The sequence below is a fragment of the Streptomyces sp. NBC_01261 genome, from assembly GCF_036226385.1.
Lineage (GTDB): Bacteria > Actinomycetota > Actinomycetes > Streptomycetales > Streptomycetaceae > Streptomyces.
On sequence record NZ_CP108463.1, the window covers coordinates 617573 to 641855 of the forward strand.

Below are 24283 nucleotides of genomic sequence, written 5' to 3' on the forward strand. Positions count from 1 at the left end.
GTGAACGCGGGGGCGCCTCGGCCACCGGTGATCTACCAGTCGTGGGGAGCCTTGGCCATTCCCGACTTTCCGTCGGCTGTCGGCCGTACGCTCAGGATCTGGTCGACGCCCATCCGGTGCTCCTCGAACGCCAGGGCCCCACCGACCAGATACAGCCGCCACACCCGGGCCGTCTCCTCGCCGACGAGCCGCACGAAGTCTTCCCAGCGCTCTTCGAGAGTGCGGTGCCACGCGGTGATCGTGCGGACGTAGTGTTCGCGCATCGACTCCACCGAGCGCACCTCCAGACCGGATTCCTCCAGCAGGGCGACCGTCTCACCGAGTGGGCGCATGTGCATGTCGGGGGCGATGTACGCCTCGATGAACGCGCCGCCGCCGGGCGCCGTCGTCCCACGGGACATCTGCTGCACCAGCACGCGTCCCTGCGGCCGGACCAGCCGGTGCAGGGCGGTGGTGAACGCCGGATACTCCGCGTCCCCAACGTGCTCGCCCATCTCGATGCTGGACACGGCGTCGTAACCGCCGCCCGTGATGTCCCGGTAGTCCTGGCACACCACCTCGACCAGGTTCTCCAGCCCGCGCTCGGCGACCTGTTCGCGGACGTGCGCCGCCTGCTCCCTGGCCAGCGTGACGGCGGTGACCTGCGCCTTGTGCCGCGCGGCGGCGTACAGGGTGAGCGAGCCCCAGCCGCAGCCGATGTCCAACAGCCGTGCGCCGGGCCGCAGACCGAGCTTGCGGCAGACCAGCTCCAGCTTGGCGCGCTGGGCGTCGGCCGGGCTGAAGTCCGCCTCGTCACTGGTCCAGTACCCGCACGAGTACGCCATGGTCTCGTCGAGAAGGAGGCGGTAGAAGTCGTTGGAGAGGTCGTAGTGGTGACTGATCGCGGCCCGGTCCCGGCTCCTGCTGTGCAGACCGCCGCGCAGTCGCGCCTGCGACGCGGGCGCGGGCGGGCGTGGGCCCGCCGCACCGAGGGACACGGCCGACCCGGTGGCGCGGGCCAGCTCCGCGAGTCCGAGCCGGGGCGCGTGCAGGCGCCGCTCCCGTGCCGCGGCCCACATCTTGCGCAGCCCCTGCCCGAGATCTCCCTCGACATCGATCTCGCCGGTGACGTACGCCTGGGCCAGGCCCAGTTCGCCGGGCTGCCACAGCAGGCGCCGCAGTCCGCGCCGGGAGCGGACCACGACGACGGGTCCTCCGGCCGGACCTGTCTCGCTGCCGTCCCAGGCGCGCAACCGCAGCGGGAGAGGGCCGCCGAGCGCGGTCTCGGCAAGCTCGGCGAGCCGGTGGGCGACACCGGGCCGGGTGCGGGTGGTCAGGGTGGTGTTCATCGTGCCGGGTTCTCCTTGGTCAACGGGTACTGCTGCACGTCGAGGTGTCCGCAGCGGAATCCGGCTTCGGAGCGGGCGAGGTGGAGGATCCACACACCACCGCCCGTGACGGCGAGGCTTCACCGCACGTGGTCACCACGGCTGGCCGCCTCCCACCACTCCTCCGGGCCGCCCCTGGAGCGCGTGACATCGCCATTCCTCCCCAGTCGGCAGCGGACACTCGTCCCGCGTAATCCGAAGCCGCCGCGGGAGCGGATTGGCCGGGAGTCCGGTCTCCCTTGGAATCGGAGAAGGAAGATCCGACGCACGGTGAACCGACTGAGGCAGTACGGCGGTGAGGATGCCGAGGTGCCGCGTCGAGGGGTGCCGGGCCCGCGCTACGACCGGCCTCCGTGAGCGGCACGCTCCGGCGAGGTGACGGGGCAGCAGCTCTAGGCGAAGACGGGCCCCGGACTGGACCACGCTCGATATGGTCCCGGCGCCTGAGGCTGTGAGACTTGGCGTACCGCGGACAACGCGGTGCGATGCCAGGTGCCGGCCCGTCGCACCATCCACGGGCCACCACCCCGGACGACCACAACACCAGCCCTGGCGCCTGCCGCGCGAGCCCGCTCCGCATAGCCCCACGCCTGAACCCCGGCAGCTCGGCCGTCGTGTCCCTGCACCAACAGAACACTCCGGCCGCCCAGTTGGGCGACCGGCTCTCCGGCGGGCAGCCACGGAGCCAGCGCCACCACGCCCCGCACCTGAGGGTGCGCAGCGACCCGCAGGGCGGCACGGCCACCCATCGCGTGCCCCACCAGGACCACGGGGACATCACCGACCAGCCGGCCCAACTCGCTCAGCGCCCGCAGCGCGTCCCGCTCCGCGTCACCGTCGTTCCACCCCTGACACCGATAGCGGACATGGCCCAGCAGCGCCTCGTCCAACGACACGGCCGACGCCGTGGACCGCAGCACGGGCCGCATCCGCAATGCCGCCAACTGCCAAGGGTGCGCGGGGCGATGCCCGGAGACCGGACCGTCATGCAGGGTGATCACGGCCGCACGCGTCCGCTGTGGCAAGTGACGCACGCACAGCGCCGAGCCCGCCGCCGAATCCCACCACACGGGCATGACACCTCTCCCCCTGCACGGACGCGGATCTCGCTCCGCGGGGAATCCGTTGCCGCCGCCGTCCTTGCTTGCCCGGATCCTGGACTCGATCGGGTGAACCACCAGGGCCCCAAGTGCCTGCGCGGCATCGAGTACACGAAGAGGTGGGGCCGAGGACTGTGGGACTGGCGGTGGTGTGCGTGGTGAGGATTTCGCCGTTCAGGGTCGCTCAGCGGGCTCCCGCCGGGGCACGGAGCTGTTCGGCCAGCCGCTCAAGTTCGGCCGCCATGGCAGGCGACAGGTCGCTGAGTCCGCTGTGCACGGCCGTCGGGCTCTTCAGGAAGCGCCTGAGCACGGCCACAAGGAGCCCTTGCGGCAGAGCCCGCAACGCGGCGAACGCGCGAGGTACCGGCGGCGTCTCCATCGCGGCGAGGTTCTGCCGTATGAGGTGGAGCATGCCGCGTACCGCGTCCGGGGCGTCGGCCAGCGCTACCGGGCCGCCCGCCGCGTAGACCGCCTGACCGAGCGGGACCTCGAACGCGGCGTGCGTCCTGAGCCAGGCATCCATCCGCGGCTCGGCCTTGGCGTTGATCCCGGCCGCACGGAACGTCTCCACGATCCGTTCCAGTCGCGGGGTGGTACGGCCGTCGGGCTCGCCGATCGGCATCGCGACCCGGCGGGTGATGAAATCGGTCTTGCGGTAGCGGACCACGTCGCCGTCCATCGTGCCCCCGGTCGCGGGGAAGCCGAGCAGCACCCGCTCGTGGCCGATCACCGCACCCAGCGCCTTCGGGCCGGCTGCCCAGTTGAGCAGGAACAGCACGTCACCTTGGACACCGGCGAGTGATTCCAGCACCGCATCCATCTGGTGGGTACGGACGAAGACGGTGATCAGGTCGTACCCACCGTCCGGGTGCTCTGTCACCGGTACCGGCACCCGCCTGACAGGACCGTCTTCCTCGGCAAGCCGCACTCCCTGCCGGCGCAGGGCGGTCAGGCGTTCGCCCCGGGCGAGGAGCGAGACGTCGTGGCCGGCCTCGTGCATGCGGGCGGCGAACATACTGCCGCAAACCCCGGCGCCGTACACCAGCAGTTTCATGACCATCCACCTTCATACAATCGTTTGATTCATACGTTCGTTTCATACAACCATATGTAGAGTCCCTCGTGTGGCGACCCCAGACACCCGCACCCAGATCCTCGACGCGGCCGAGCTCCTCTTCGCCGAGCACGGATACCGCGGCACCTCGGTCCGCGCGATCACCAAACTCGCCGGAGCGAACCTGGCCGCCGTCGGCTACCACTTCGGCTCGAAGGCGGAGCTGATGGCGGCAGTCGTCCGCCGCGTGGTCGATCCCATCACCGCCGCCCAGTGCGCCGGGCTCGACATACTGCTCGCCCGGACCCCCGACCCACCGGTCAGCGAACTGGTGGAGGCATTCGCGGGGCCGCTGTTCGACGAGATGCCGGCCGGCGACGAGGGCGGCGCCCGGACGTCCCGGCTGATCGTGACGATCCTCAGCGACCCGGCCGAGGAGGCACGCAGTTGGACCAGCCCGGCCGAGGACTCCGTCCGTGAGCGCTACTTCGCGGCCTTCGCGCGCGTACTGCCCGGCCTTTCCCCGGAGGAGCTGTGGTTCCGGATGCGGGGAATCTTCGCCGTGACGGCCGTCGACCGCCTCCAGGTCCACCAGCAGCCCTCCCCCGGCTGCGTGTCCCCGGTAGGGGGCGAGGCGGCCCGGCGATGGGCGATCACGTTCCTGACGGCAGCGATGAGTGCGCCACCGATCCGGCCCTGACGACCCGAGCCGGACGCCGGCGGCGCGGGTCAGGCGACGGTCGCCCTGCGGACGAGGGCAGTGAGGCGCTTGTCGGCGGCGTTCTTGTCCCGCCGGACGATCCCGGCGTTACTGGCAGCCGCACACGCGCCGACCTGCTGGCAGCGCTTGGTCGTCGGGCCGACGCCGAACCAGAAGCACCCGATCCCGCGAACGGGCCGCCGCCTTTCCGTAGACGTCGCCGTAGCCATAGCCATGGACGCCCCTGTGGCTCGGCCTTCTTCTGCGGTGGTGTGGTGTGCGGCCCAGGACCTCGTCGTACCGACCGATACCCGGGACTGCACACCACACGTCCGACAGGAGGTGCTCTCCCTCCTCGGAACCGCATGTCCGTCGGTTCCGACTCTGCGGTCTCAGCGCGTGGTCAGCTCTTGCCGAGCAGTCGCCAGATCTGGTTCTTCTTGGTGCTCAGTGCGCTCGCCGCGTCGCAGGTCCACTGGTGTATCTGCGCGCCGGCCGTGGTCGAGACGCCGGTGACGTCGACGCACTTGCCGCTGTGGACGGCGACCAGTTGGTAGTCGTGGGTGTTGCCGAGTGCGGTGACGGGGTTGAGGGTGAACTGCTGGTTGGCGGCGCCGTTGCAGGTGTACTGGATGACTGCGGCACCGTCGGTGGTGGAGGCGCCGGAGACGTCCAGGCACTTGCCGCTCAACTCGTCGACCACGGTGTAGGTGTTGGTCTTTGCGGTGACCGGCTTGAGGTCGAGCATCTGCTGGTAGCCGCCCTCGCAGTAGTACTGCTGGTACTGCGTGCCGTTGGCCGTGCTGACTCCGGTGTCGTCCAGGCACTGGCCGCTGTTCTGGCTGACGGCGACCGTGGACACCGTGGCGTTGGACGGGGGCAGCAGCGTGACGGTGTAGCCGTCCTTGGCGTTCGTCCAAGGGAGGCTCACCGAGGCGGCGTTGCCGCTGACCGTGAGGGTGGTGTCGGCGATGGTCTCCGGGCCGGTCACGGCGGCCCCGCTGTTGTACGGGACGCGCTGGACGACGGCACGGACCTGGCTGTTCTCCACGACCGACGTGGTGTTGAGCCCCGTCAGATTGACGGTGACGGTACCCGTGTTGCCGCTGCTGCCGAGCAACACCTTCGCGTTTCCTGCCGAGTTGTCCTTGGTGGCCAGACCGTCGGTGCCGGTGCCCGGGGTGAGCTTGACGATGTTGCCGGTCTGGGAACCGTAGTAGCGGTACATGAACCACTCGCCGAGCGGCAGGTACTGGCCCGCGCTGTTCTTGGTGAGCAGGTTGGCCTCGTTGTCGTGCAGGGCGGTTCCGGAGGCCCAGTTGCCACGCAGGCCGTCGGCGCCGGCGCGCTCCAGGCGGCCGATGAACCAGGCGCCGCCGCCCGGGGACTGCATGGACAGGGTGGCGTACTCGTTGATCTGGTAGGCGCGGGTGTTGGTCAACCCGGCGGCTGCGAGCGTGGAGTTGGCGCGGCCGACGTCGGTGGCGGGGTCACCGGGTTCGTCGTGCCAGCTGTAGATGTCGGGGGCGACGTTGTTCGCCTTGACGTAGGTCAGGTACGTCGTCCACCAGCTGTTGGAGGAGTTGGGCTGGCCCGCGATGCTCGGGCCGACGATGAGCTGCGAGGGGAACGCGGCACGTACCCTGGCGTAGAAGCGCGACCACATCTGGAGGTACTGCGTCTGGGACGCGCCCCAGAAGCCGCTGCCGTCGGGCTCGTTCCACAGGTCCCACTGGACCGTCATGTTGTTGGCCTTGACGTCACTGATGAGCTGGGTGACGAAGGCGTCGAACTGGGTCCAGTCACCGTTGTCGCCGGGCCAGCCCTGGCTGGTGGTGCCGTCGGCGCCCCACAGGTCGTGCGGCAGGAGGACGAAGGTGCCGCCGAGAGCTGCGGTGCGCTTGTACTGGGCGAGAGTTGAGGCCCAGCGGGTCTGGTAGTCGGCGAGGCTGGTGGCGTAGCCGCCGCTGTTGAGCTGGGCGCCGCCGGCTCGCATGAAGTGCCACTTGATGTCGGTGAAGAAGTGGTCCTGCGGCAGCGAGCCGTCCGGGGTCATCCCATAGATCATGCCGGAGGCGTGGTAGGTGGGGGCGCCGCCGGCGGTGGAGAAGTCGACGGTGACGGAGGTGTCGGCGGCGTGGGCCGTGGTCGCGGGGAGGGTGACGGCGGCGAAGGAGGCGAGGAGCGCCGCGATCACGGCGGTCCTACGGCCTCTCGGGACGGGTGGTCTGCCGGTGCGTCCGGCTGGGGAAAGGAAGCGAGATATGCGCATGTGCGGGTCTCCCGAAGGGGGAACTTCCTGGGCGCGGCTCGCCCAGGGGGTCTGTCAGCCGACGGCCTCCGTGGCCTCGGCGCGCCTCAGCTCGTGGGCCTCGGCGAGGAGGAGGTAGCTGCTGGCGGTCCAGGTGTAGGCGCGGTCGCGCAGTCCCGCGCCGGTGAGGGCGTCGAAGTTCTCGGCGAAGCCCGAGGTCTCGCACAGGGCGCGGAAACGGGTGCTGATCTCGTCCGCGAGGCGCTCATGTCCTGCGCGGCGCAGGCCGTCCTCGATCAGGACGGTGGACGGGGCCCAGATGGGGCCGCGCCAGTAGCCGTCGTCCAAGTAGTGCGGCGAGGTGGGCAGTTCGGTGGCGAGGCCGTACGCGGTGAGGTGCGCCTCGATGCGCTCGGCCAGTGCGTCGCCGATGCTCTCGGGCAGATGCTCGCCGAGCACGACGGGCATCAGGTCGAGCAGGCTGGAGCTGGTCCAGGTGGCCCCGCTGTCCGCCGAGCGGGCGACGAACCGGTCGCCGGTCCACAGTTCGTCGAGTAGTGCGGCCTGCGTCGCGTCGGCCGTTCGGGTCCACTTGCGCAAGTCGTCCGGCAGCCCCAACTCACCTGCCAGTGCGGCGAGTTCCCGCAGTTGCAGGACGAGAAACGCGGCGAGGTCGGCGCTGACGATCACGCGCTCGGGGTCGAAGGTGGTGGCGTTGTCCCAGCCGCTGTCGTTGCCGTGCTGGTAGTGCGGGAGGGCTGACCCGGGTGCGCGTCGCATGGTGAGCCAGAAGTCCGTCCAGCGGGCCAGCCGGTCGTACACCTCGGTCAACTCGGCCTGGGTGAGCGGCTCGTGGAGCCGTCGGCGCAGGTGGTGCAGGGCCCAGCCGTGGATGGGGGGCTTGACGAAGTTGTGGAGGATCTCCGAGTGGGTCACCGAGTCGGGCAGCGCGCCGGTCTCGTCCTGGTGGTCGAAGGGCAGCGAGAACTGGTCCAGGGCGAGTGCGGGGCATCCGGCAGCCAGGGCAAGGGAGTTGAAGCAGTGGTCCCAGCTCCACACCTTGTCCATCCAGTGCTTCGACATCAGCACCGCGGGCCGGGTGACGAAGCCCAGTGGGCGGACGGTCGCGGACCACAGCACGTAGGCGGCGAGTTCCGCGGCGGGCGTCTTCGACGTACGCCAGGGCGCGACCGCATCGGCGAAGGCGCCGAACGCGTCGCGCGCGGATTCCACGACCTGGTCGAAGGATGCCGAGGGCGTGTAGGGACGGCGCGCGGTCTGGTACTCCTCGACCGCGACCTCCCAGGCCGCGCCGTCCCCGGCGCCGATCGTGACACCTCGCGCCGCACTGCCCAGACTCTGCGTGCCGGACGCCTCGGTCACGGTTCCCGAGAGCACGGTGACGCGGTAGCGGCGGCCGGTCTCGTAGGAGGTGAACACGTGGGCCCCGGTGCCGGGTTCGCGGTAGAAGTAGGTGCCGCTGAACGGGGTCAGTACGGCCGCCGCCGCGCCGATGCGCAGGCCGAGCCCGGCACCGCGCAGCCGTACGGTGTCCGGTGACTCGTAGGTGAGGTCGGTGCGGCCTTCGGCGCCGGTCCAGCTGAGCAGGCTCGGTGTCGCGTGCGGGCTGGTGACGGCGCGGTCGCCGGTGGCCGGGTCGAGCGGGACGAGGCGCAGCACGGCGTGCATGCCGTTCTGGTGCGAGACGAGGTGCAGGTCTTCGGCGTACGTCTTCTCCGCCACCACGGGTGAGATGCCGAACCATGACCCGCGCGTGCTGAACGGGATGTCGTGGACGGAGAAGGCCGGGCCGGACGGGGCGGCGGTCATGCAGCGTGACTCGTTTCTGGAGCAGGGGCGATCGGCACGTGGGCAGGGGTGATCGGCACACGGGCGAGCGGGAAACAGGGAGACGTCAGTCCTTGACGGCGCCAGCGGTCACGCCGGCGGCCACGTAGCGCTGGGCCAGGACGAGGATCACCGTGGCGGGCAGTGAGGCCACGACGGCGGTGGCCATGATGGCGTTCCACTGTTGGTTGTTGTTGCCGATGTAGTGGTAGATACCGAGAGTGATCGGCTCGTGGGCGCCGCCGTTGGCGAGGGTGCTGGCGAAGACGAAGTCGGACCAGGACCACAGGAACGCGAACAGCGACACCGTGACGATGGAGTTGCGACTCATCGGCAGCACGATCGACCGGAAGGTGCGCACGGGCCCGGCGCCGTCCGTCTTCGCGGCCTGGAGGAGTTCGCCGGGGATGCCGGACATGAACGCGGTGAAGATCAGCACGGCGAACGGCACGGCCAGCGTGGAGTCCGCGACGATCAGTCCGGGCACCGACTGGAGCAGGCCGAGGCTGAGGTAGATGGCGTAGAAGCCCATCGCCATGATGATGCCGGGGATCATCTGGGCGACCAGGAAGAGGAAGCTGAGCACGCCGCCACCGCGCGGGCGCAGTTTGGCGAGTGCGTAGCCCGCCGGCGCGGCCAGGGCCACGGTGAGGACCACGGTTCCCAGGCCGATGACGAGGCTGGTGCCGAGGTAGGGCAACTGCTGGTCCAGGACGGCGCGATAGCCCTCCAGGGTGCCGTGCACGGGGATCAGGTCCGGCGGGCTCTTGCGCATGTCCTGGTCGCGGGTGAAGGACACGTTGAGCATCCAGTAGACCGGGAAGAGCATCACCGCGGTGAGCAGGACGCCGATGGCCGTCTGCCACCACGTGCGGTTGGCGCGTCGGTTCATGACAGTGCCGTTCATGACAGTGCCTGCTTCCGCTGAACTCTGACGTAGACCAGGCCGAACACCAGGGCGGCGACCACGAGCAGGTTTCCTACGGCCGCTCCCGGGCCGAAGGCGGGCAGCAGGTTGCCGAAGCCGAGCTGGTAGGACCAGGTGGCGAAGGTGGTGGACGAGTCAGCCGGGCCACCCTTGGTCATGATCCAGATGATGTCGAAGACCTTGAGTGTGTAGACGAGGCCGAGGAGGAGGGTGATCGCGGACACCGGGCGGAGCAGTGGGAAGGTGATCCGCCAGAACCGCTGCCAGGCGTTCGCGCCGTCGAGGGCGGCGGCCTCGTGGAGGCTCGCGGGGATGGACTGGAGGCCGCTGTGCAGGACCACCAGGTTGAACGGGACGCCGATCCAGATGTTCGCGATGATCACCGAGGCGAGCGACCAGCCCGGTGTGGTCAGCCAGTTGACCGGTCCGATGCCGACGGCGTGCAGGGCGGCGTTGACGACGCCGGAGTCGCTGTTGAGCATCCACGACCAGGTAGACGCGGAGACGATCAGCGGCAGCAGCCAGGGGACGAGGAAGAGCGCCCGCAGGGTCGCGGAGAGCCTGAAGCGCTGATTGAAGAAGACCGCGAGGGCCAGGCCGATGGCGTACTGGAAGAACAGGCACACGACGGTGAAGACCACGGTGTGCAGCAGGGCCGGGGCGAAGGTCGGATCGTCGAGGACCGTGCGGTAGTTGGCCAGTCCCGTGAAGGGCGCGTCGCCCTGGACGAAGGACCGGACCGTGTAGTCGCGCAGGCTCAGGTCGATGTTGCGGTAGAGGGGATAGGCGTAGAAGAGGACGAGGTAGAGGGTCACCGGGGTGAGGAATCCCCAAGCGGCCCACTGCTGGGAGGTGGGACGACGCCGGGCCCGGGATGGTGCGGTGGGGGCCGCCCCACTGGCCCGGCGCACGGGCCGCCGGTGCGGCACTTTCGTCATGTGACTCATCAACAGGCTCTGGTTCCCGGCTACTTGACGGCGGACTGCGCCGCGGCCAGCGCGTCCTTCGGCGACTGCGCGCCACTGAGGGCGGACTGGACCGCCTTCCACAACTGCTCGGAGATCTTCGGGTACTTGGTGCCCAGGTCGTCGCTGGTGCGTCCCTTGGCGGCCTTGACCGCGTCGACCCAGGGCTTCAACTCGGCGTTCGCGGCGACCTGTTTGTCCTGGACCTCGGTGGTGGGGGCCACGTAGGACAGCGTGGTGTCGGTGTTGAGGAGGTTGTCGGTGCTGGTCAGGCAGGTCACGATCTTCTGGGATGTGGCGTAGCGGTCGGTCTTGCCCTGGACCGGGATGGTGACGAACTCGCCGCCGGTCGGGGCGGACGCGTTGCCGCCGTCGGCGGCGGGGACGGGGATCACCCCGTAGTCGAAGCCGGCCTTCTTGGCGTTGGCGAGCTGCCAGGTGCCGTTCTCGCTGAACGCGTAGGTGCCGGTGGCGAACTCCTGCCAGCTGGTGGTCTGGGTGTTGTTGAGGACCGAGTTGGGGGCGTAGCCGTTCTTCAGCCAGTCCTTCCACAGCGTCAGCGCGGAGACGGCCTTGTCCGAGTCGAGCGCGGTCAGTCGGGCGCCCGATCCCCAGTACCAGGGCAGGAACTGGAAGGTGCCCTCCTCCGTGCCGATCGCGGAGAACGTGATGCCCTTCTTGCCGGCCTTCTTGACCTTCGCGAGCGCGGCGGTCAGCGACGTCCAGTCCTTGACCGTGGCTATGTCCACCCCGGCCTGCTTCAGCACCTTCTTGTTGTAGTAGAGGGCGAGGGTGTTGGCGCCGATCGGTGTGCCGTAGGTCTTGCCGCCCGCCTGTCCGGCGGCGAGGAGGTTGGGGTTCACCTTCGAGGTGTCCAGCTTGTTGTCCGCGGTCGTGGTGAGGACGCCGGCCTCGGCCAGGGTCGACACCACCGGGTTGTCGACGATCAGGACGTCGGCGGAGTTGTCCTGCTGGGCGGCGAGCAGCGCCTTGTTCGCCAGGTCGCTGGTGTCGAACGCGGTCCGCTTGATCTTCACCCCGGCCTTGCTGCCGCAGGCGTCGAGCAGCTTGGCCCATGCGGAGCTCTTGTCGAACTGCGGGTACGGGTCCCAGATCGTGTAAGTACCGCTGTCCGCCGCCTTGGTGCCGGTGCTGCCGGAACCGGAGGAACAGGCGGTGGCGGTGCCCGCGACGGCGAGGACGGTCACGGTCGCGGCGGTGAGGCGGAGCCGTCTGAGGGAGCTGTGCATGGCGCGTTCCTTCGATTTCGGGCACGGGTGTGCCGAGGGAGGGTGACGAGCGGGGGAAACGGGCATGCCGGACTGCCACGGCGGCGATGAGGGGACGGCGGTGCCCGTGATCCGTGGTGAGGAGGTCGTGCGCGGCGGGGCTGGGTCAGTGGGTCTCGGTGGACGACGGCGTGCCGGGCCCTGTGCTCGCGCGCAGCGAGATGGGCGGGGCCAGCAGGCGGTGTCGGGGCGGTGCGTCGGGGTGGTCGAGCCGCTCGACGAGGAGGTCGACGGCGTGTCGGCCCATCTCCTCCGCCGGCACGTCCGCCGCGGTGAGCTGCGGGGTCACCGTCTCCGCCCACCTGCCCGCCACGACGCCGGTGACGGAGAAGTCGCGCGGTACGTGACGGCCGGCCTGGGACAGCCCGCGGTACAGGCCGCCGAGCGCGGCCTCGTTGAGGGTGACCAGGGCCGTGGTGGCCGGGTCGTCGTGCAGGATCTGTTCCAGGCAGGCCTGGCCGGACGCGGCGTCGTCCCCGCAGCAGTACGTCCGGACGGTGAGCCCGCGTTCGGCCGCGGCCTTGGTGAAGCCGTCGAGCCCGCGGTGGGCGGACTCGTAGCCGGCCCGCAGCAGCTGTTCGGGACGGTTGACGAAGGCGACCCGGCGGTGGCCGAGGTCCGCGAGGTGGTGGACGCACGCCGCCGCCAGCGCGGTGTGGTCCAGGCCGACCCACCAGGTGCCCTCGGGGTGCGCGGTCCGGCCGATGGCGACGGAGGGGAAGTCGAGGGCGGCCAGGTGATCGACCCGGTCGTCCTCCAGCCTGATCTCCATCAGGATCGCGCCGTCGACCCGCCGCTCCCCCAGCATCCGCTGGAACGAACGGTCGCTGTCGACACCGCTGGGAGACAGCAGTACGTCGTAGTCCTGGGCGGCGGCCGCCTCCACCACGCTGCCGATGAAGTCGAGTTGCATCCCGGTGTAGTGGTTGCCGGCCGGCGGGAAGACCAGGCCGATCGTGTTGGTCCGGCCGTTGGCCAGTGCGCGGGCGCTGGCGTTGGGCCGGTAGCCCAGCTCGTCGATGACGCGCTGGATCTTCCGGCGGGTGTCCTCCGACACCGGGCGCTTACCGCTCAGCGCGACGGACACGGTGCTCCGCGAGACACCGGCTCGCCGGGCGATCTCACCGATGTTCACGGACACTCCTTGGCTGGGTCGAACCGGTTCGACGTTGCGTAAGCGCGACAGCCGGTCATCGAACCGGTTCGCGTGAAGTGAAGGTAGGAACAACCCCAGCCGCTGTCAACACCTCGCGCGGCACTTCTCGTAACGCCCCTGGAATCCAGGGGGAACGACAGAGGGAGCTGCGGGGAGAGCTGCCGCAACCACCTCCGCCGCAGGTATTGCCGGTGGATTTCCGCGCTGCTAGGTTCCGTCGAACCGGTTCGACCGGACCGGGGCCGCGAGTGACCCGCATACAGAACGCGGCAGGCACGGGCGGCCGTCAGGGCCCGTGCCTGCCGCGCTTCCTGGAGGGGGCTGCATCGGGCAGGTGTTCTGGAAGGCGACGGTGTTGGGGTCGTTCGGGGTCGGGCACAGGAACTGGTCGTAGCGGGTGTCGTTGTCGATGAAGCGCTTGAGCCAGCTGATGCTGCATTTCGCGACCGTGGTGTTGGCGCCGGCGAAGGTGAAGTGGTCGGCGTTCCTGATCTCGATGAACGCCTTGTCACGGCCGTTCGTCAGGGCGTTGTAGACGGGCAGGGTGAAGGTGGAGACGGGGGCGACGGTGTCACCGTCGGCGCCGTAGATCATGGTGGGCACCGTGATCTGGTCGCCGACGTTGACGATGTCCCAAGGCGCGAGCGCGATGGCCGCCTTGAGCGACGGGGTGCTGGCCGCGCTCTCCAGCGTGCCGCCGCCGCCCATCGACCAGCCCATCACGGCCGTTCGGGTGGGGTCGATCTCATTCTTCACCGCGCTCTTGGTCGTCAAGTAGCTGAGCGCGGCGAGTTGTTGGTTGCTGCGGTCGGTCGGGAAGTCCCACAGCGCGTTGCTGTCGAGGGTCATCACCACGAAGCCCTGGGAGGCCAGCCGGGGTCCGTACCAGGCGATCTCGGCCTGCGGGGCGACGAAGCCCGGCATGATGACGACCGCGCCGAAGATGCCCTGGCTGGTGTCCGTGGGGAAATAGCTGGTGCCGTCGTTGAACCCCTGGCCGCTGCCGGACGGCACGTTGACCTGGGCGACGGTGAACGGGCCGGTCTCGGCGGTGACGTTCGCCTCGGTCGGGGCCGGGCCGCGCTGGTAGGGGTTGCCGGCGGCGGCCTGGGCGGGGCCGATGAGGGCGAGGACGATCGAGGTGACGATCGCGAGGATCGCCATGAGCGCTCGGGGGCGGAGCAGTTTCACGGGATTCCTCTCGCACGCTGTCAGTTGGTGTAGACGGCGGGGGCACCTTCGACGCTGCTGTCGGTCACGGGGGCGTAGGTGGCCGAGAAGTAGCCGTTGGCCGCGCACAGCACCGAGCCGGAGAACTTGGTGAACGCCTGGTTGGTGAAGGTCAGGCTGGTGGCGCTGTCGGAGCTCACCGCGGCGAGGCTGGGCGCCCGGTACACGCAGGTGACGGAGCCCAGCAGCGTGGAGAGCACCACCGTGGTCCGGATCGCGCTGCCCGAGGCGGGGGTCACCGTGACGGTGCCGTCGGAGGAAGCGGCGGTGCTGCAGGGCAGGCCGTTGACGGTGATGTTCCGTACCGCGGTGACGCCGAAGACGTTGCTGGTGCAGTGGGATCGCCAGCAGGCGGATCCGGGTTTCGGGATCGCCGCCGTCCGCGAGGAGGCCTCGGAGGGTTTCCCGGATCCGCTTCGCCAGTCCGCAGCGGAGAAGGAACCCGTCGTCCAGGTCGATCGACCGCACCGGAGCAAGTGCGGGTTCCCTTGAGTCGGCGTCTTTCCAGCGCCTCGATGTCCCCGAGGCCGCCCACAAGGGTCGACGTCGGGTGTTTCATGCAGTGCCCGTCTTCCAACTCGGCCATCCGCTTGGTCTGTCCGCACTCCGAGATCAGCCTGTGCGTCCAAGACCCTGCATGGCAGGTCCCGCTGTTCACGGAGAACGCAGATGCCATGAGAAGCATGCCGAAGGGCCCCGTCCGGCCCATAAGACCAGTTCAGAGCCCCGCCGACAGACACGCCAGGCTATAGCCGGGGAGTGTCACCGCAGTGCTGTGGCCTACGCAAACGGGCAGGGAGTGGGCTTGTGCGTGCGGCTACCTTGATGGCTGCATAAGACACACCCCCGGGCCGTACGGGGTCACCAGGTGTGAGCCACGTCCACCACGAGATGGTTGGCCGTCTGGAAGACCTGGAACGGCAACCGGGCACGGACGCCGAGTCCGGCCTGGGTGTATCCCTCGGAGCCGCCGGTGACCTTGAACTCCCGGAAGGTCCGGTACCCGGTGACGTCGACGGACGGAAGCGGCGGGTAGGGCTGTCCGGTCGCCGGGTCGTAGCGCGAGGAGAACAGCGAGATCTCCAGAATGGCTCCGCCCTTGATCGGAACCACGATGTCGCTCGGGTCCTGGTGCAGTACGTCCACGTAGCGGACCGTGTAGCCGATCGGGTCGGCCGTCGTGCCCTGGGCGTCGAAGACCAAGCGGTCGAAGCACTCGTGCTGTCCGGTCCGTACGTCGGTCAGTCGCCTGGAGGCTACGGCGTCACCGGTCTTGTCCAGGCTTCCCCACGTCACGGCACAGTCCACGGCCGTCGGCGCGGCCACCGCCGGAACCGTGCCGGCCAACAGGCCGCCGCCCGCCAGCACTGTCGCGGCCAGTGCAGTACCTATCCGTCGCATGACTACCCCCGGTAGCTCGCGTTGGTGTGTGTCTGTTCAGACCGGCGGCCTTCCGGAAGGTTGTGCGCCTCCTGCCGTTCTTCCTGTCCTGTCCTGTCGTCACGGCTCACGCGGTCGTTACGGCTTGCGTGCGAGTCCACCGTGCTCGGCAATGACCTCCGGGGCTCCCGAACCGGGCTCCGGACGCCACCGGGTCACCGGGACGACACCGGGCTCGGCAAGCTCCAGGCCGTCGAAGAACGCGGTGATCTCATCAACGGAGCGCAGGTTGTACGGAACGGCGCCGCTGTTGTTGTAGTCGTCCTGGGCCTGCTCGAAGACAGGGTCGATGCCGCGCGACCCGTCGTTGATGGAGAGGTAACTGCCCGAGGCCAGGGCTTCCATCAGCCGGGTGACGATGGAACGGGCCTGATCGTGGTCGGCGACGTGACCCAGGATGTTGCTGAGGATGAGCGCGGTAGGACGACCGAAGTCCAGCGTCCTGGCGGCGACTTCGAGAATGCGGTCCGGGTCCGTCACGTCGGCGTCGATGTAGGCGGTCGCACCTTCCGCGGTGGAGTACAGCAGGGTGCGGGCGTGCGCGAGCACCATCGGATCGTTGTCGACGTAGACGATCCGCGCCTCGGGAGCGAGCCCCTGGGCGACTTGGTGGGTGTTCTGCGCGGTGGGAAGGCCGGTACCGACGTCCAGGAACTGCCGGATGCCCGCCTCGGAAACGAGATACGCGATGGTGCGACGCAGAAAGCCACGACTGGAGCGAGCGATGGTGACGATCCCGGGAAACACCTCGGTGTACGCGTCACCGGCCACCTCGTCGACGGGGTAGTTGTCCTTGCCGCCGAGCCAGTAGTTCCAGATACGGGCGGAGTGCGGCACCGACGTGTCGATCTTCTGCTGCTCCGCCGGCTCGGGCGCCGGCACGGCATCGCTCATGAGTCGTGTACGTCCTTCAACCGGGGCGAGGATCATCCGCGCCACATCCTACGATCCAACTCCCTTCTCCAGCCCACTAGTTCACGTCTTCTGGTCCATCTCTTCCGACTGGTGTGCCGGCCACGGGACGGGCCGAGTCCGGCTGTACGCCGGACCGTGCGGTCCTAACTCGCTGTGGACATCGTCGAGTTCCGGGGAGCGAGGCCGGTCCAGACGACGTCGGCGGTGCAGCCGGTGAGGCGGCTCGTGGCCGGCACGCCGGTGGTGACCGCGGTGACCGCCAACACCGTGAGCAGCGTGACCAGTTGCCGCGGCCGGACCGTCCGCCGTTCGACCCACGGTCCTTCGCACACGGCACTCGCGTCGATCGGACACGGGGTGGGAGTCGCACCTGTCGCTCGACGTTGTCCCTGTTCGTGTCCGCCAAGCTCCGTTGGGGCGACCTCACTTCACCCGCCGCGTCACTCGTCGTTCACCCAGCGCATGAGCCGTTGCAGCGGATAGAAACCGTCGTGGGACAGACCCGGTGGCATCCCGCCCGCCTTGCCGAGGGACACGACGCGCTGCACGCCGGCGCAGGCGAGGGCATCGCGCAGTTCCGCTTTGCGGGTGTCCGGATATACGCCGACCGTCTGCGTGGCGACTCCGGCGTACGCGACCGCTTCCCTCAACTCGGCCACCGGGACGACGTCGACGATCTTTCCGTCGGGGTGGAAGTCGACCGGTTCGGGCGAGCGGATGACCAGGCCCCGGCCGTCGTAGCCGCCCCACACCCGGTAGTCGGGTGTCATGGACCGCAGGACGTCGATCTCCTCGCGGAGTTCCGCGGTGACCCGGGGGCCGTCGGCCGAGCTGAACTCCCTTGCCACACCCAGGCGTTCGCGCAGCAGGGCGGCGTAGCGGTCGGCGTCCTCCCAGGTGCCCTCGACGAACTGGAAGCGGCTGGCCACGCAGGCCTGTTGGTTGAAGAAGGTGGCGTCGGTGGCGCCCGCGTCGGCGGCTCGGGCAAGGGCCTCGGGTGATTCGAACGCCTCGCGGCCGATGAGCGAGATGGAGGTCTTGGGGTCGAAGGAGACGAGTTCGAAGCCCGGGCCGACGTAGCGCAGCGCGCCGCGGATCGTGGACTCGCCGCCCCAGGCGACCAACTTGTCGAAGAACTGCGGGCGGAACAGTACGCTCTCCACCGCCTCGTCGCCGCCGCGCCAGTACACCGCGGAGAACGAGCGGACCACGGGGTGGCCGGGGGCCACCGCAGCCATCGTGCGCAGGATCGCGGTCGCGGTGAACAGGTCGTTCGAGGGCAGTTTCAGCAGGTTGACGCCCTTGGTGAGGGCGCCGCGGACGACGGACATCGCGGCGACGCCGGGGGCGTTGCCGGCGATGATGTGCACCAGGCGCGGCGGGAACGCGCGGGTGGCCGCGGTCCGGTTCTCGGGCAGGCGAACCTCGCGCCAGCCGTCGAGCACGTCCGCTCCGCCGAGTTCGTGGTCGATCTGGGCGTACAGGCCCGGCCGTTGGAAGCTGCGCCACAGGAGGGCGTAGGCGCGTTCGAGGATCTCGGCGGGCAGCGGGCTGACCGGGATCATACGGTCGAGGGCCTCCGCGAGCAGACCCTCCCGGTCCGTCTTGAGGGCCTCGCCGGTTTCCACGAGCAGGTCGACGATCTCCGCGACGGGCACGTGGAAGGCGGGGCCGGGTTCGGTGCGCGGCCAGACCAGGCGGTCCAGGTCGAGGACCGGTGCGGTGAAGGCCGATCCGGCGCGGCCGTACGCGACGGGCGAGCCGTGGTCGACCTCGCCGCGTACGACGTGCACGACCTCGGTGTCGGTCGTGGTGCTCATCCGTGGATCATCCCCCGCACATAGGAGTCGAGTGTCGCGGCGCAGGTGATCTTGTCCTCGCCGCCGAGGTCGCCGTAGCGCCTGATGTCCGGCAGGACGGTCGGGCCCGGCCTGCCGCAGTCGCAGGGCGAGAAGTCGACGAAGACCCGGTCTCCGCTGATCAGCCCGCCCCACCGGCCCTCCAGCGAGACGTCCAGGAAGGCGAACCGCCCCTCCACCAAGCCCTGTTCGGTGTTCAGCAGCTTCTCGCCCGGCTCGTCCAGGACCAGTGGGATCACCCATGGCGGCACGTGGTAGTTGCCCTGCTCGCAGGCGAGGCAGGAGCCCTGGAGTTCCGTCATGCCGTAGCTGCGCACGCGCCGTACGCCGTCGTAGAAGGCGGCGAACTGCTGCTGGTAGTCATCGGGCAGGACTCCGTTCTTGTTGCCGCCGCCGCTCAGGACGAGCGTGTCCGGGTGGAGGCTCCCGTCGGGTACGCCCTGGGCCCGCAGTGCCTGGATCAGGGTGAACTGCTGGTTGTTCATCCCGGCGATCAGCAGCGGCTCGGTCCGGTGCGCGGCGATGTCGTCGACGATCTGTGCGACGGCCGCGCCGAGTTCCTCCTCACGGGCCCCGGACGCGGTCTCGAAGGAGCTGATCTCCTGCGGGGTCGCGGTGCCCTCCGCCATCCGGCGGCGCAGCAGGGCGCTGCTCATCAACTCCGAGACCCGCATGGGGTCTTCGGTGAGCAGCCGGGTCTCGCCGGGCCGGACGAAGACCTCCGCGTGCCAGCGGTAGCCGTCGATGGAGCGCATCGGACCGCTCGCCGGTGCGAGGAGGTAGCCGCGGCGGGTCTGTTCGGGCGGCAGTGGGGCCGGCCAGCAGGTGAGGTTCTCCAGGATGTCGTGCAGGAAACTCAGGTCGCTCGTGGCGCAGTTGAGGAAGGAGACCTTCCCGGAGGTGCCGCTGGTGATGTAGGGGCGGTGGCCGGCGGCGGTGACGCGGTCGGTCCACTCGTCGATGTCGGTCACGCCCTCGACGTCGACGTCTCCCGGCTCGACCACCGACACCGTCGTGTACCAGCGCAGGAGCCGGTCCCACCGGCCGCCGGTGATGAGGGAGAGCGGGTACGACTTGTAGCTGGTGTGGGAGAACAGCAGGGGCACGAGGTCGTCGGGACTCTCGATCCCGTGCACGCCGCTCTCTTCCGCCCGGGTGCGCAGCAGCGGGATGCGCTCGCGGTGCTCGGCGAAGGCCTCGCGCGCCGCGTCGAGCTGCAACTCCCGGAGTTCCCGGGCGGGTTGGTCGAATGTGTCACCGGACCGGACGAGGGCCCGGATCTGCTCACGTGCGCTGGGCACGGCAACCACCTCCATCAGTCATGAGGACGGGTTCTTGGCGAGATAGGAGGACTCGATGGCGTCGAGGTCCCCGCGCAGTTCCTTGGGGGTGCCGGCCATGACGACCCGGCCTCGGCGCAGGACGTAGACGCGGTCGGCGATGTCGAGCACCTTGCGCACGTGCTGTTCGACCAGCAGTGCGCCCAGGCCCCGGTCGGCCGCCTCGCGGACGGCGCGCAGGAGACGGTCGACGACCAACGGGGCAAGCCCCAGGGAGAGTTCGTCGGCCAGGAGGAGCCGGGGAGTGCGGCACAGGGCACGCGCCAGCGACAGCATCTGTTGCTCGCCGCCGGACAGCATGCCCGCGCCGGTCCTCAGGCGTTTCTCCAGTTCGGGGAAGAGCGCCACGGCCCGGTCGGGCGGCACGCGCCCGACCCGCAGGTTGTCGGTGGTGTCGAGGCGGGAGAAGACCGCCCTCTCACCGACGTAGGCGAGGCCCTCGCGGGCGCGGCGGTGCAGGGGCGCGTGGCCGGGGGTGCCCAGCCAGCGGATCTCACCGCTCATCGGGGTCAGGTCGCCGGACAGCGCCCTGAGGGTGGTGGTCTTGCCCGCGCCGTTGGGGCCGAGCAGGGCGACGACCTCGCCCGGCCGGACCTCCAGGTCGAGGTCGTTCACGACGGGTCGGCTGCCGTATCCGGCGGACAGGGCACGGGTTGCTATCAGGGGCACATCTGTGTCGTGCACGAGGTCTCTCCTCAACCGGAGTCGGCCGGGAACCGAAGCAGGCCGGAAACGGCTGCCGGCCGGACCGAAGCGGGCTCAGCCGTGCGAGGCGGCCGTCAGCACCTTGCGGACGTCGACGAAGGTCGACCCGGCCTTGGCCCACTCGATCTTCCCGTCGCGGATGATCAGTTCGGTGGCGGTCGTGTTGTGGATGCGGTCCAGACCCTTGATCGGCAGGGCCGTCGACGCCTTCCAGTTCAGGGGCGGGGTCAGGCCTCCGGTGTCGATGCCTGAGGTGGTGTTCAGCTCCTGCACCAGCGCCTCGGCCGAGATCGTCGGGAGCTTCTTGGCGGCCTCGGTGAAGACCTTGAAGGCCACCCAGGTCGTCGCGTTGGCGCCGTTGGTGGTGTCGATGTCCTTGCCCTTGGCCGCCGTCACGAAGTCCTTCCAGACGGCGTCGGAGGTCGGCGGGTAGTAGCCGGTGATCGCGGCGCCCTCCAGCGGGCTGCCGCTGCCGCCGGTGCTCGCGGCCAGTTGCGGGGTGAGGTTGCCGACGACGCTGGCGAGCTTGGTCTTGTCGCCGGACTGGACGTACGACTTCACGAACAGGTCCGAGGCGGTGCCCAGGATGACGCTCACGCAGTCGCTGCCCTTGGTCGCGGCGACCTGCGGGGCGAGGTCGGTTGCGGTGAGCGGCACCTTGAGGTCCTTGGGTGCCGCACCGCCGGCGGAGGTCACGCCGAGGGTGAGGAACTGCGAGACCACGGCCGCGGCGGCCACGTCGTACCGTACGCCGGTGATCTTCTTGCAGCCCTGCTCCACCAGCTGGCGGCCGTGGGCGGCGAAGACCACCGGGGTGCCGCCGTTGACCGGGAAGGACAGCGGGTTGGAGAACTCCGCCGCGGAGACGCCGGTCCCGCCGATGTACGGGATGCCGGCCTTCTGAAGGATGGGCATGTAGCGGTCGCCGGCGAGGCTGTAGGAGCCGACGACCGCGGTGACCTTGTCGGCGACGGCCTGCTGGGCGCACTTCTCGGCCTCGTCGGGGTCGCCCTTCTCGTTGCAGAACTCGACCTTGAGGGGTCCGCCCTTGATCCCGCCGTTGGCGTTGATCCACTTCTCGTAGGCCGTGGCGGTGAGGTGAATACCCGGCTGGGCGCTGCCCTGGGTGTTCTCCGGCGCCCAGACCATCACCTTGACCGGGGTGCCCTTGAGCGAGGAGGTCTCGGCCGAACTGCTTGCCGCCTCTCCCCCGCATCCTGCGGCGAGCAGGGCTCCGGTCACCGCGAGAGCGCTCGCTGCGGCTGTTCTGCGTCGGCGTGAGTCGTTCATGGTCCCTCCGGGGCTCGCGCCCAAAGTGGGCGACGTCGAGATGCCGAACAGCATGGGGCGCATTTTAGGGTTAGTGAAGTACTCTCGGCACAATTATTTAAATGAATGCACTGTCTCGTCCCGTGTCTGGGAGGTTCCTCGGATGGACGACGTCCTGCGTTTCGCCCTGCTCGGCCTGGGGCTCGGCGCCCTCTACGCGCTCACCGCGCACGGCATCGTGCTGGTCTACCGGGGCTCCGGTGTCCTGAACTTCGCGCACGGCGCGATCGGGATGGCCGGTGCCTACGTCCAGTGGGAGCTCGCCGTCAACCACGGCGTGCCGTACTGGCCCGCCACCGCGTGCGGCGTGCTCACCTCCGCCGTCCTGGGCGTGCTCACCCACCTGTTGGTGATCCGCCCGCTGCGCAGGGCGTCCACCCTGGCCCGGCTGGTCGGCACCCTCGCGGTGTTCATCGTCCTCAGCGCGATCGCCGTCAAACGTTACGGCGACAGCCTGCAGTTGGTCCCTGGCAAGCTGCCCACCCGGCTGCTGACGATCGCCGGGGCGACGGTCTCCGAGGACCGCGTGTGGCTGCTCGGCATCGCGCTCGCCGTGACCGCGGTCCTCCATCTCCTCTACAAGCGCACCCTGTTCGGGCTGGGCACCACAGCGGTCGCGGAGAACGAGAGCATCGCCGCCTCGCTCGGCTGGTCCCCGGACCTGATCGCCGCCGGCAACTGGGCACTGGGCTCCGCGCTCGCGGGGCTCACGGCCATCCTGATCGTGCCGGTGATCGGTCTGTCGGTGACCGGGCTGACCACGCTGCTGCTGAGCGCGCTGGCCGCCGCCCTGGTCGGCAGGTTCTCGTCGTTCCCGATCACCCTGGCGGGCGGGCTGGTCATCGGTGTCGCGCAGTCCGAACTGACGCGTTTCGGCTCGGGCGTCACCGGACTCGCCTCCTCGGTGCCGTTCCTCTTCATCGCCCTGGTGCTGGTCGCGCGCGGCCGGGCGCTGCCGCTGCGCGGCACGTTCCTCGACCGGCTCCCGGCACTGGGCACCGGCAGGGTCCGCCCCGTCCCCCTCGCACTGGCCGTCGTGATCGGGCTGGTCCTGGTGAGCCTGTCGACACCACTGTGGGCCGACGCGATCACCAGCACCCTGGTGCTCTCCCTGATCATCCTGTCGATCATCGTGGTCACCGGGTACGCGGGACAGGTGTCGCTCGCGGCCTACGCCCTCGCCGGGACCGGCGCCTTCATCGCCGGGCACGCGGCGGCGGACTGGGGCTGGCCCTTCGAACTCGCCCTGCTGGCAGGCGTGTTGGGGACCGTACCGATCGGCCTGCTGTTCGCGCTGCCGGCCGTGCGTACGCGCGGGGTCAATCTCGCGATCATCACGCTCGGGCTCGGCACCACCCTGGAGGCGATGGTCTTCCAGAACACCGACCTGTCGACGACGCCCGGGAGCGACGGCATCGCGGTCGGCGGCCAGACGCTCTTCGGCATCAGCATCTCCGGCGTCGACCATCCGCAGCGCTACGCCGCCGTCGTGCTGGTCCTGTTCGTCGCCGCCACGCTCGTGGTCGCCAACGTCCGGCGCGGCAGGACCGGCCGCCGTCTCATCGCCGTACGGGCCAACGAGCGGGCCGCCGCTGCCCTGGGCATCGACGTCCGCGCGGCCAAGCTCTACGCCTTCGGTCTGTCCTCGGCCATCGCCGCGCTCGCCGGAGTGCTGACCGGCTTCCGCTCGACCTCCGTCGTCTTCTCCGACTTCGCGAGCTTCGACTCCGTCACCGCGCTCGGGCTCGCCGTCATCGGCGGTGTCGGCTTCCTCGTCGGCCCGCTGTTCGGCGCCACGTTCGCCGCGGGCACGGTCGGCGCCCGGTTCGGGGACCTGGTGGTGCCGGGGCTGAGCGAGTGGATGCCGTTGATCGGCGGGATCATCCTGGTGCTGACCCTGGTCGGCAACCAGGACGGCATCGGGAGGGAACTCGGCAGGCAGACAAGGGGACTTGAGCGAAAACTGCGACGGCAGCGCGCTGCCGTCACGCCCGGGAAGGAGACGGCTCCCCTGCCGGATGTCCCGCGCGCCGCACCCCTCCCTCTGCACGTACGCGACCTCACGGTCCGTTACGGCGGTGTCGTCGCCGTCGACGGGCTCTCGCTGGACGTCGAACCGGGCCGGGTGGTGGGTCTCATCGGCCCCAACGGTGCCGGCAAGACCTCCGCCATCGACGCCGTCACCGGCTTCACCCGGGCCGCGTCCGGCAGCGTCCGCCTCGGCGAGCGGGACGTGACCCGGGTGCCGGTGCACCGGCGGGCCGGGGCCGGGCTGAGCCGGTCCTTCCAGTCGCTGGAGCTGTTCGAGGACATGACGGTGCTGGACAACCTCTACGCCGCCTGCGAGCGGCCCGGGCGGTGGACCTGGCTCACCGACCTGGTCCGCCCCAGCAGCCGCCCGCTGCCCGCCCAAGTACTGGTCGCGGTAGGGGAGTTCGGGCTCCAGGACAGTCTGGACCGGCCGGTGGGAGACCTGTCGTACGGCGAGCGGCGGTTGCTGGCGATCGCGCGGGCGGTGGCGACCTCGCCGTCGGTGCTGCTGCTGGACGAACCGGCGGCGGGGCTGTCCGACGACGAGACACGGGAGTTGGCCCGGCTGGTGCGGCGGCTCGCCGAGGAGTGGGGCATGGGGGTGCTGCTCGTCGAGCACGACGTCGACATGGTGATGAGCGTGTGCGACCAGGTCGTCGTCCTGGACTTCGGCCGCCGGATCTGCGCGGGCACCCCGGACGAGGTGCGCCGCGATCCGGCGGTCCGGGCGGCCTACTTGGGCGATCTGGAGCCGGAGACGTCGTCCTGACGGTGGT

General features: G+C 69.7%; 22 protein-coding genes. 3 read left to right on the forward strand and 19 right to left on the reverse strand.

Translation table 11 applies throughout. The annotated features are described in order from the left end of the window. Window positions 1–32: 32 nt before the first annotated feature. The 3 genes from OG226_RS02590 to OG226_RS02600 all read right to left on the reverse strand — a co-directional run bounded on the left by OG226_RS02590 (window position 33) and on the right by OG226_RS02600 (window position 3521). Window positions 33–1328, reverse strand: coding sequence for a cyclopropane-fatty-acyl-phospholipid synthase family protein (locus OG226_RS02590; RefSeq protein WP_329347663.1), 1296 nt, complete (start codon window positions 1326–1328; stop codon window positions 33–35). Window positions 1329–1759: 431 nt separating this feature from the next. Next, the gene (locus OG226_RS02595; RefSeq protein WP_329347664.1) at window positions 1760–2368 is read right to left on the reverse strand and encodes an alpha/beta hydrolase; all 609 of its coding nucleotides are present in this window, start codon (window positions 2366–2368) and stop codon (window positions 1760–1762) included. A 283-nt stretch (window positions 2369–2651) separates the two neighbouring features. Further along, a complete protein-coding gene (locus OG226_RS02600) occupies window positions 2652–3521 on the reverse strand; it encodes a ketopantoate reductase family protein (protein ID WP_329347665.1) in 870 nt (289 codons plus the stop codon). Window positions 3522–3591: 70 nt separating this feature from the next. On the opposite strand from OG226_RS02600, the gene OG226_RS02605 reads away from it, so the two are divergent. Then, window positions 3592–4221 carry a TetR/AcrR family transcriptional regulator gene (locus OG226_RS02605; protein ID WP_329347666.1) on the forward strand — a complete coding sequence of 210 codons (630 nt, stop codon included), beginning with the start codon at window positions 3592–3594 and terminating at the stop codon, window positions 4219–4221. Between the two features lie 29 nt (window positions 4222–4250). Here OG226_RS02605 and OG226_RS02610 read toward each other — a convergent pair whose 3' ends face one another. From OG226_RS02610 to OG226_RS51480, 9 genes are all read right to left on the reverse strand, one after another. Continuing rightward, window positions 4251–4457 (reverse strand): hypothetical protein, encoded by a 207-nt coding sequence (locus OG226_RS02610; protein ID WP_329347667.1) that lies wholly within the window; start codon window positions 4455–4457, stop codon window positions 4251–4253. 167 nt (window positions 4458–4624) lie between these two features. Next, on the reverse strand, window positions 4625–6418 hold the full coding sequence (locus OG226_RS02615; RefSeq protein ID WP_329347668.1) for an RICIN domain-containing protein: 1794 nt from the start codon (window positions 6416–6418) through the stop codon (window positions 4625–4627). Between the two features lie 129 nt (window positions 6419–6547). After that, window positions 6548–8302, reverse strand: a complete 1755-nt coding sequence (locus tag OG226_RS02620; RefSeq protein WP_329347669.1) for an amylo-alpha-1,6-glucosidase — start codon at window positions 8300–8302, stop codon at window positions 6548–6550. Window positions 8303–8387: 85 nt separating this feature from the next. Beyond that, a complete protein-coding gene (locus OG226_RS02625) occupies window positions 8388–9212 on the reverse strand; it encodes a carbohydrate ABC transporter permease (RefSeq protein ID WP_329353303.1) in 825 nt (274 codons plus the stop codon). Between the two features lie 11 nt (window positions 9213–9223). Further along, window positions 9224–10195 carry a carbohydrate ABC transporter permease gene (locus OG226_RS02630; protein ID WP_329347670.1) on the reverse strand — a complete coding sequence of 324 codons (972 nt, stop codon included), beginning with the start codon at window positions 10193–10195 and terminating at the stop codon, window positions 9224–9226. Between the two features lie 20 nt (window positions 10196–10215). Next, window positions 10216–11463: a sugar ABC transporter substrate-binding protein gene (locus OG226_RS02635; RefSeq protein ID WP_329347671.1), complete on the reverse strand. Its 1248-nt coding sequence runs from the start codon at window positions 11461–11463 to the stop codon at window positions 10216–10218. Between the two features lie 145 nt (window positions 11464–11608). After that, on the reverse strand, window positions 11609–12637 hold the full coding sequence (locus OG226_RS02640; RefSeq protein ID WP_329347672.1) for a LacI family DNA-binding transcriptional regulator: 1029 nt from the start codon (window positions 12635–12637) through the stop codon (window positions 11609–11611). A 228-nt stretch (window positions 12638–12865) separates the two neighbouring features. Continuing rightward, window positions 12866–13822 (reverse strand): dienelactone hydrolase family protein, encoded by a 957-nt coding sequence (locus tag OG226_RS02645; protein ID WP_443066981.1) that lies wholly within the window; start codon window positions 13820–13822, stop codon window positions 12866–12868. A 47-nt stretch (window positions 13823–13869) separates the two neighbouring features. After that, window positions 13870–14028: a hypothetical protein gene (locus OG226_RS51480; RefSeq protein ID WP_443066854.1), complete on the reverse strand. Its 159-nt coding sequence runs from the start codon at window positions 14026–14028 to the stop codon at window positions 13870–13872. Here OG226_RS51480 and OG226_RS51485 point away from each other — a divergent pair. Then, on the forward strand, window positions 14009–14380 hold the full coding sequence (locus OG226_RS51485; RefSeq protein WP_443066855.1) for a hypothetical protein: 372 nt from the start codon (window positions 14009–14011) through the stop codon (window positions 14378–14380). The genes OG226_RS51480 and OG226_RS51485 overlap by 20 nt on opposite strands. Window positions 14381–14749: 369 nt before the next feature. Here OG226_RS51485 and OG226_RS02655 read toward each other — a convergent pair whose 3' ends face one another. From OG226_RS02655 to OG226_RS02685, 7 genes are all read right to left on the reverse strand, one after another. Further along, window positions 14750–15289, reverse strand: a complete 540-nt coding sequence (locus OG226_RS02655) for an AMIN-like domain-containing (lipo)protein (RefSeq protein ID WP_329347674.1) — start codon at window positions 15287–15289, stop codon at window positions 14750–14752. A 117-nt stretch (window positions 15290–15406) separates the two neighbouring features. After that, the gene (locus OG226_RS02660; RefSeq protein ID WP_329347675.1) at window positions 15407–16222 is read right to left on the reverse strand and encodes an SAM-dependent methyltransferase; all 816 of its coding nucleotides are present in this window, start codon (window positions 16220–16222) and stop codon (window positions 15407–15409) included. A 164-nt stretch (window positions 16223–16386) separates the two neighbouring features. Next, window positions 16387–16575, reverse strand: coding sequence for a hypothetical protein (locus tag OG226_RS02665; RefSeq protein WP_329347676.1), 189 nt, complete (start codon window positions 16573–16575; stop codon window positions 16387–16389). A gap of 108 nt (window positions 16576–16683) precedes the next feature. Further along, window positions 16684–18063, reverse strand: coding sequence for an acyl-CoA reductase (locus tag OG226_RS02670; RefSeq protein WP_329347677.1), 1380 nt, complete (start codon window positions 18061–18063; stop codon window positions 16684–16686). Then, window positions 18060–19403: a hypothetical protein gene (locus tag OG226_RS02675; RefSeq protein ID WP_329347678.1), complete on the reverse strand. Its 1344-nt coding sequence runs from the start codon at window positions 19401–19403 to the stop codon at window positions 18060–18062. The genes OG226_RS02670 and OG226_RS02675 overlap by 4 nt, the downstream gene beginning before the upstream one ends. Window positions 19404–19421: 18 nt before the next feature. Continuing rightward, a complete protein-coding gene (locus OG226_RS02680; RefSeq protein WP_329347679.1) occupies window positions 19422–20126 on the reverse strand; it encodes an ABC transporter ATP-binding protein in 705 nt (234 codons plus the stop codon). Window positions 20127–20201: 75 nt separating this feature from the next. Beyond that, complete coding sequence (locus OG226_RS02685; RefSeq protein ID WP_329347680.1) at window positions 20202–21437, reverse strand: ABC transporter substrate-binding protein; 1236 nt, start codon at window positions 21435–21437, stop codon at window positions 20202–20204. Between the two features lie 142 nt (window positions 21438–21579). On the opposite strand from OG226_RS02685, the gene OG226_RS02690 reads away from it, so the two are divergent. Continuing rightward, window positions 21580–24276 (forward strand): branched-chain amino acid ABC transporter permease/ATP-binding protein, encoded by a 2697-nt coding sequence (locus OG226_RS02690; protein ID WP_329347681.1) that lies wholly within the window; start codon window positions 21580–21582, stop codon window positions 24274–24276. The last annotated feature ends 7 nt before the right edge of the window (window positions 24277–24283 follow it).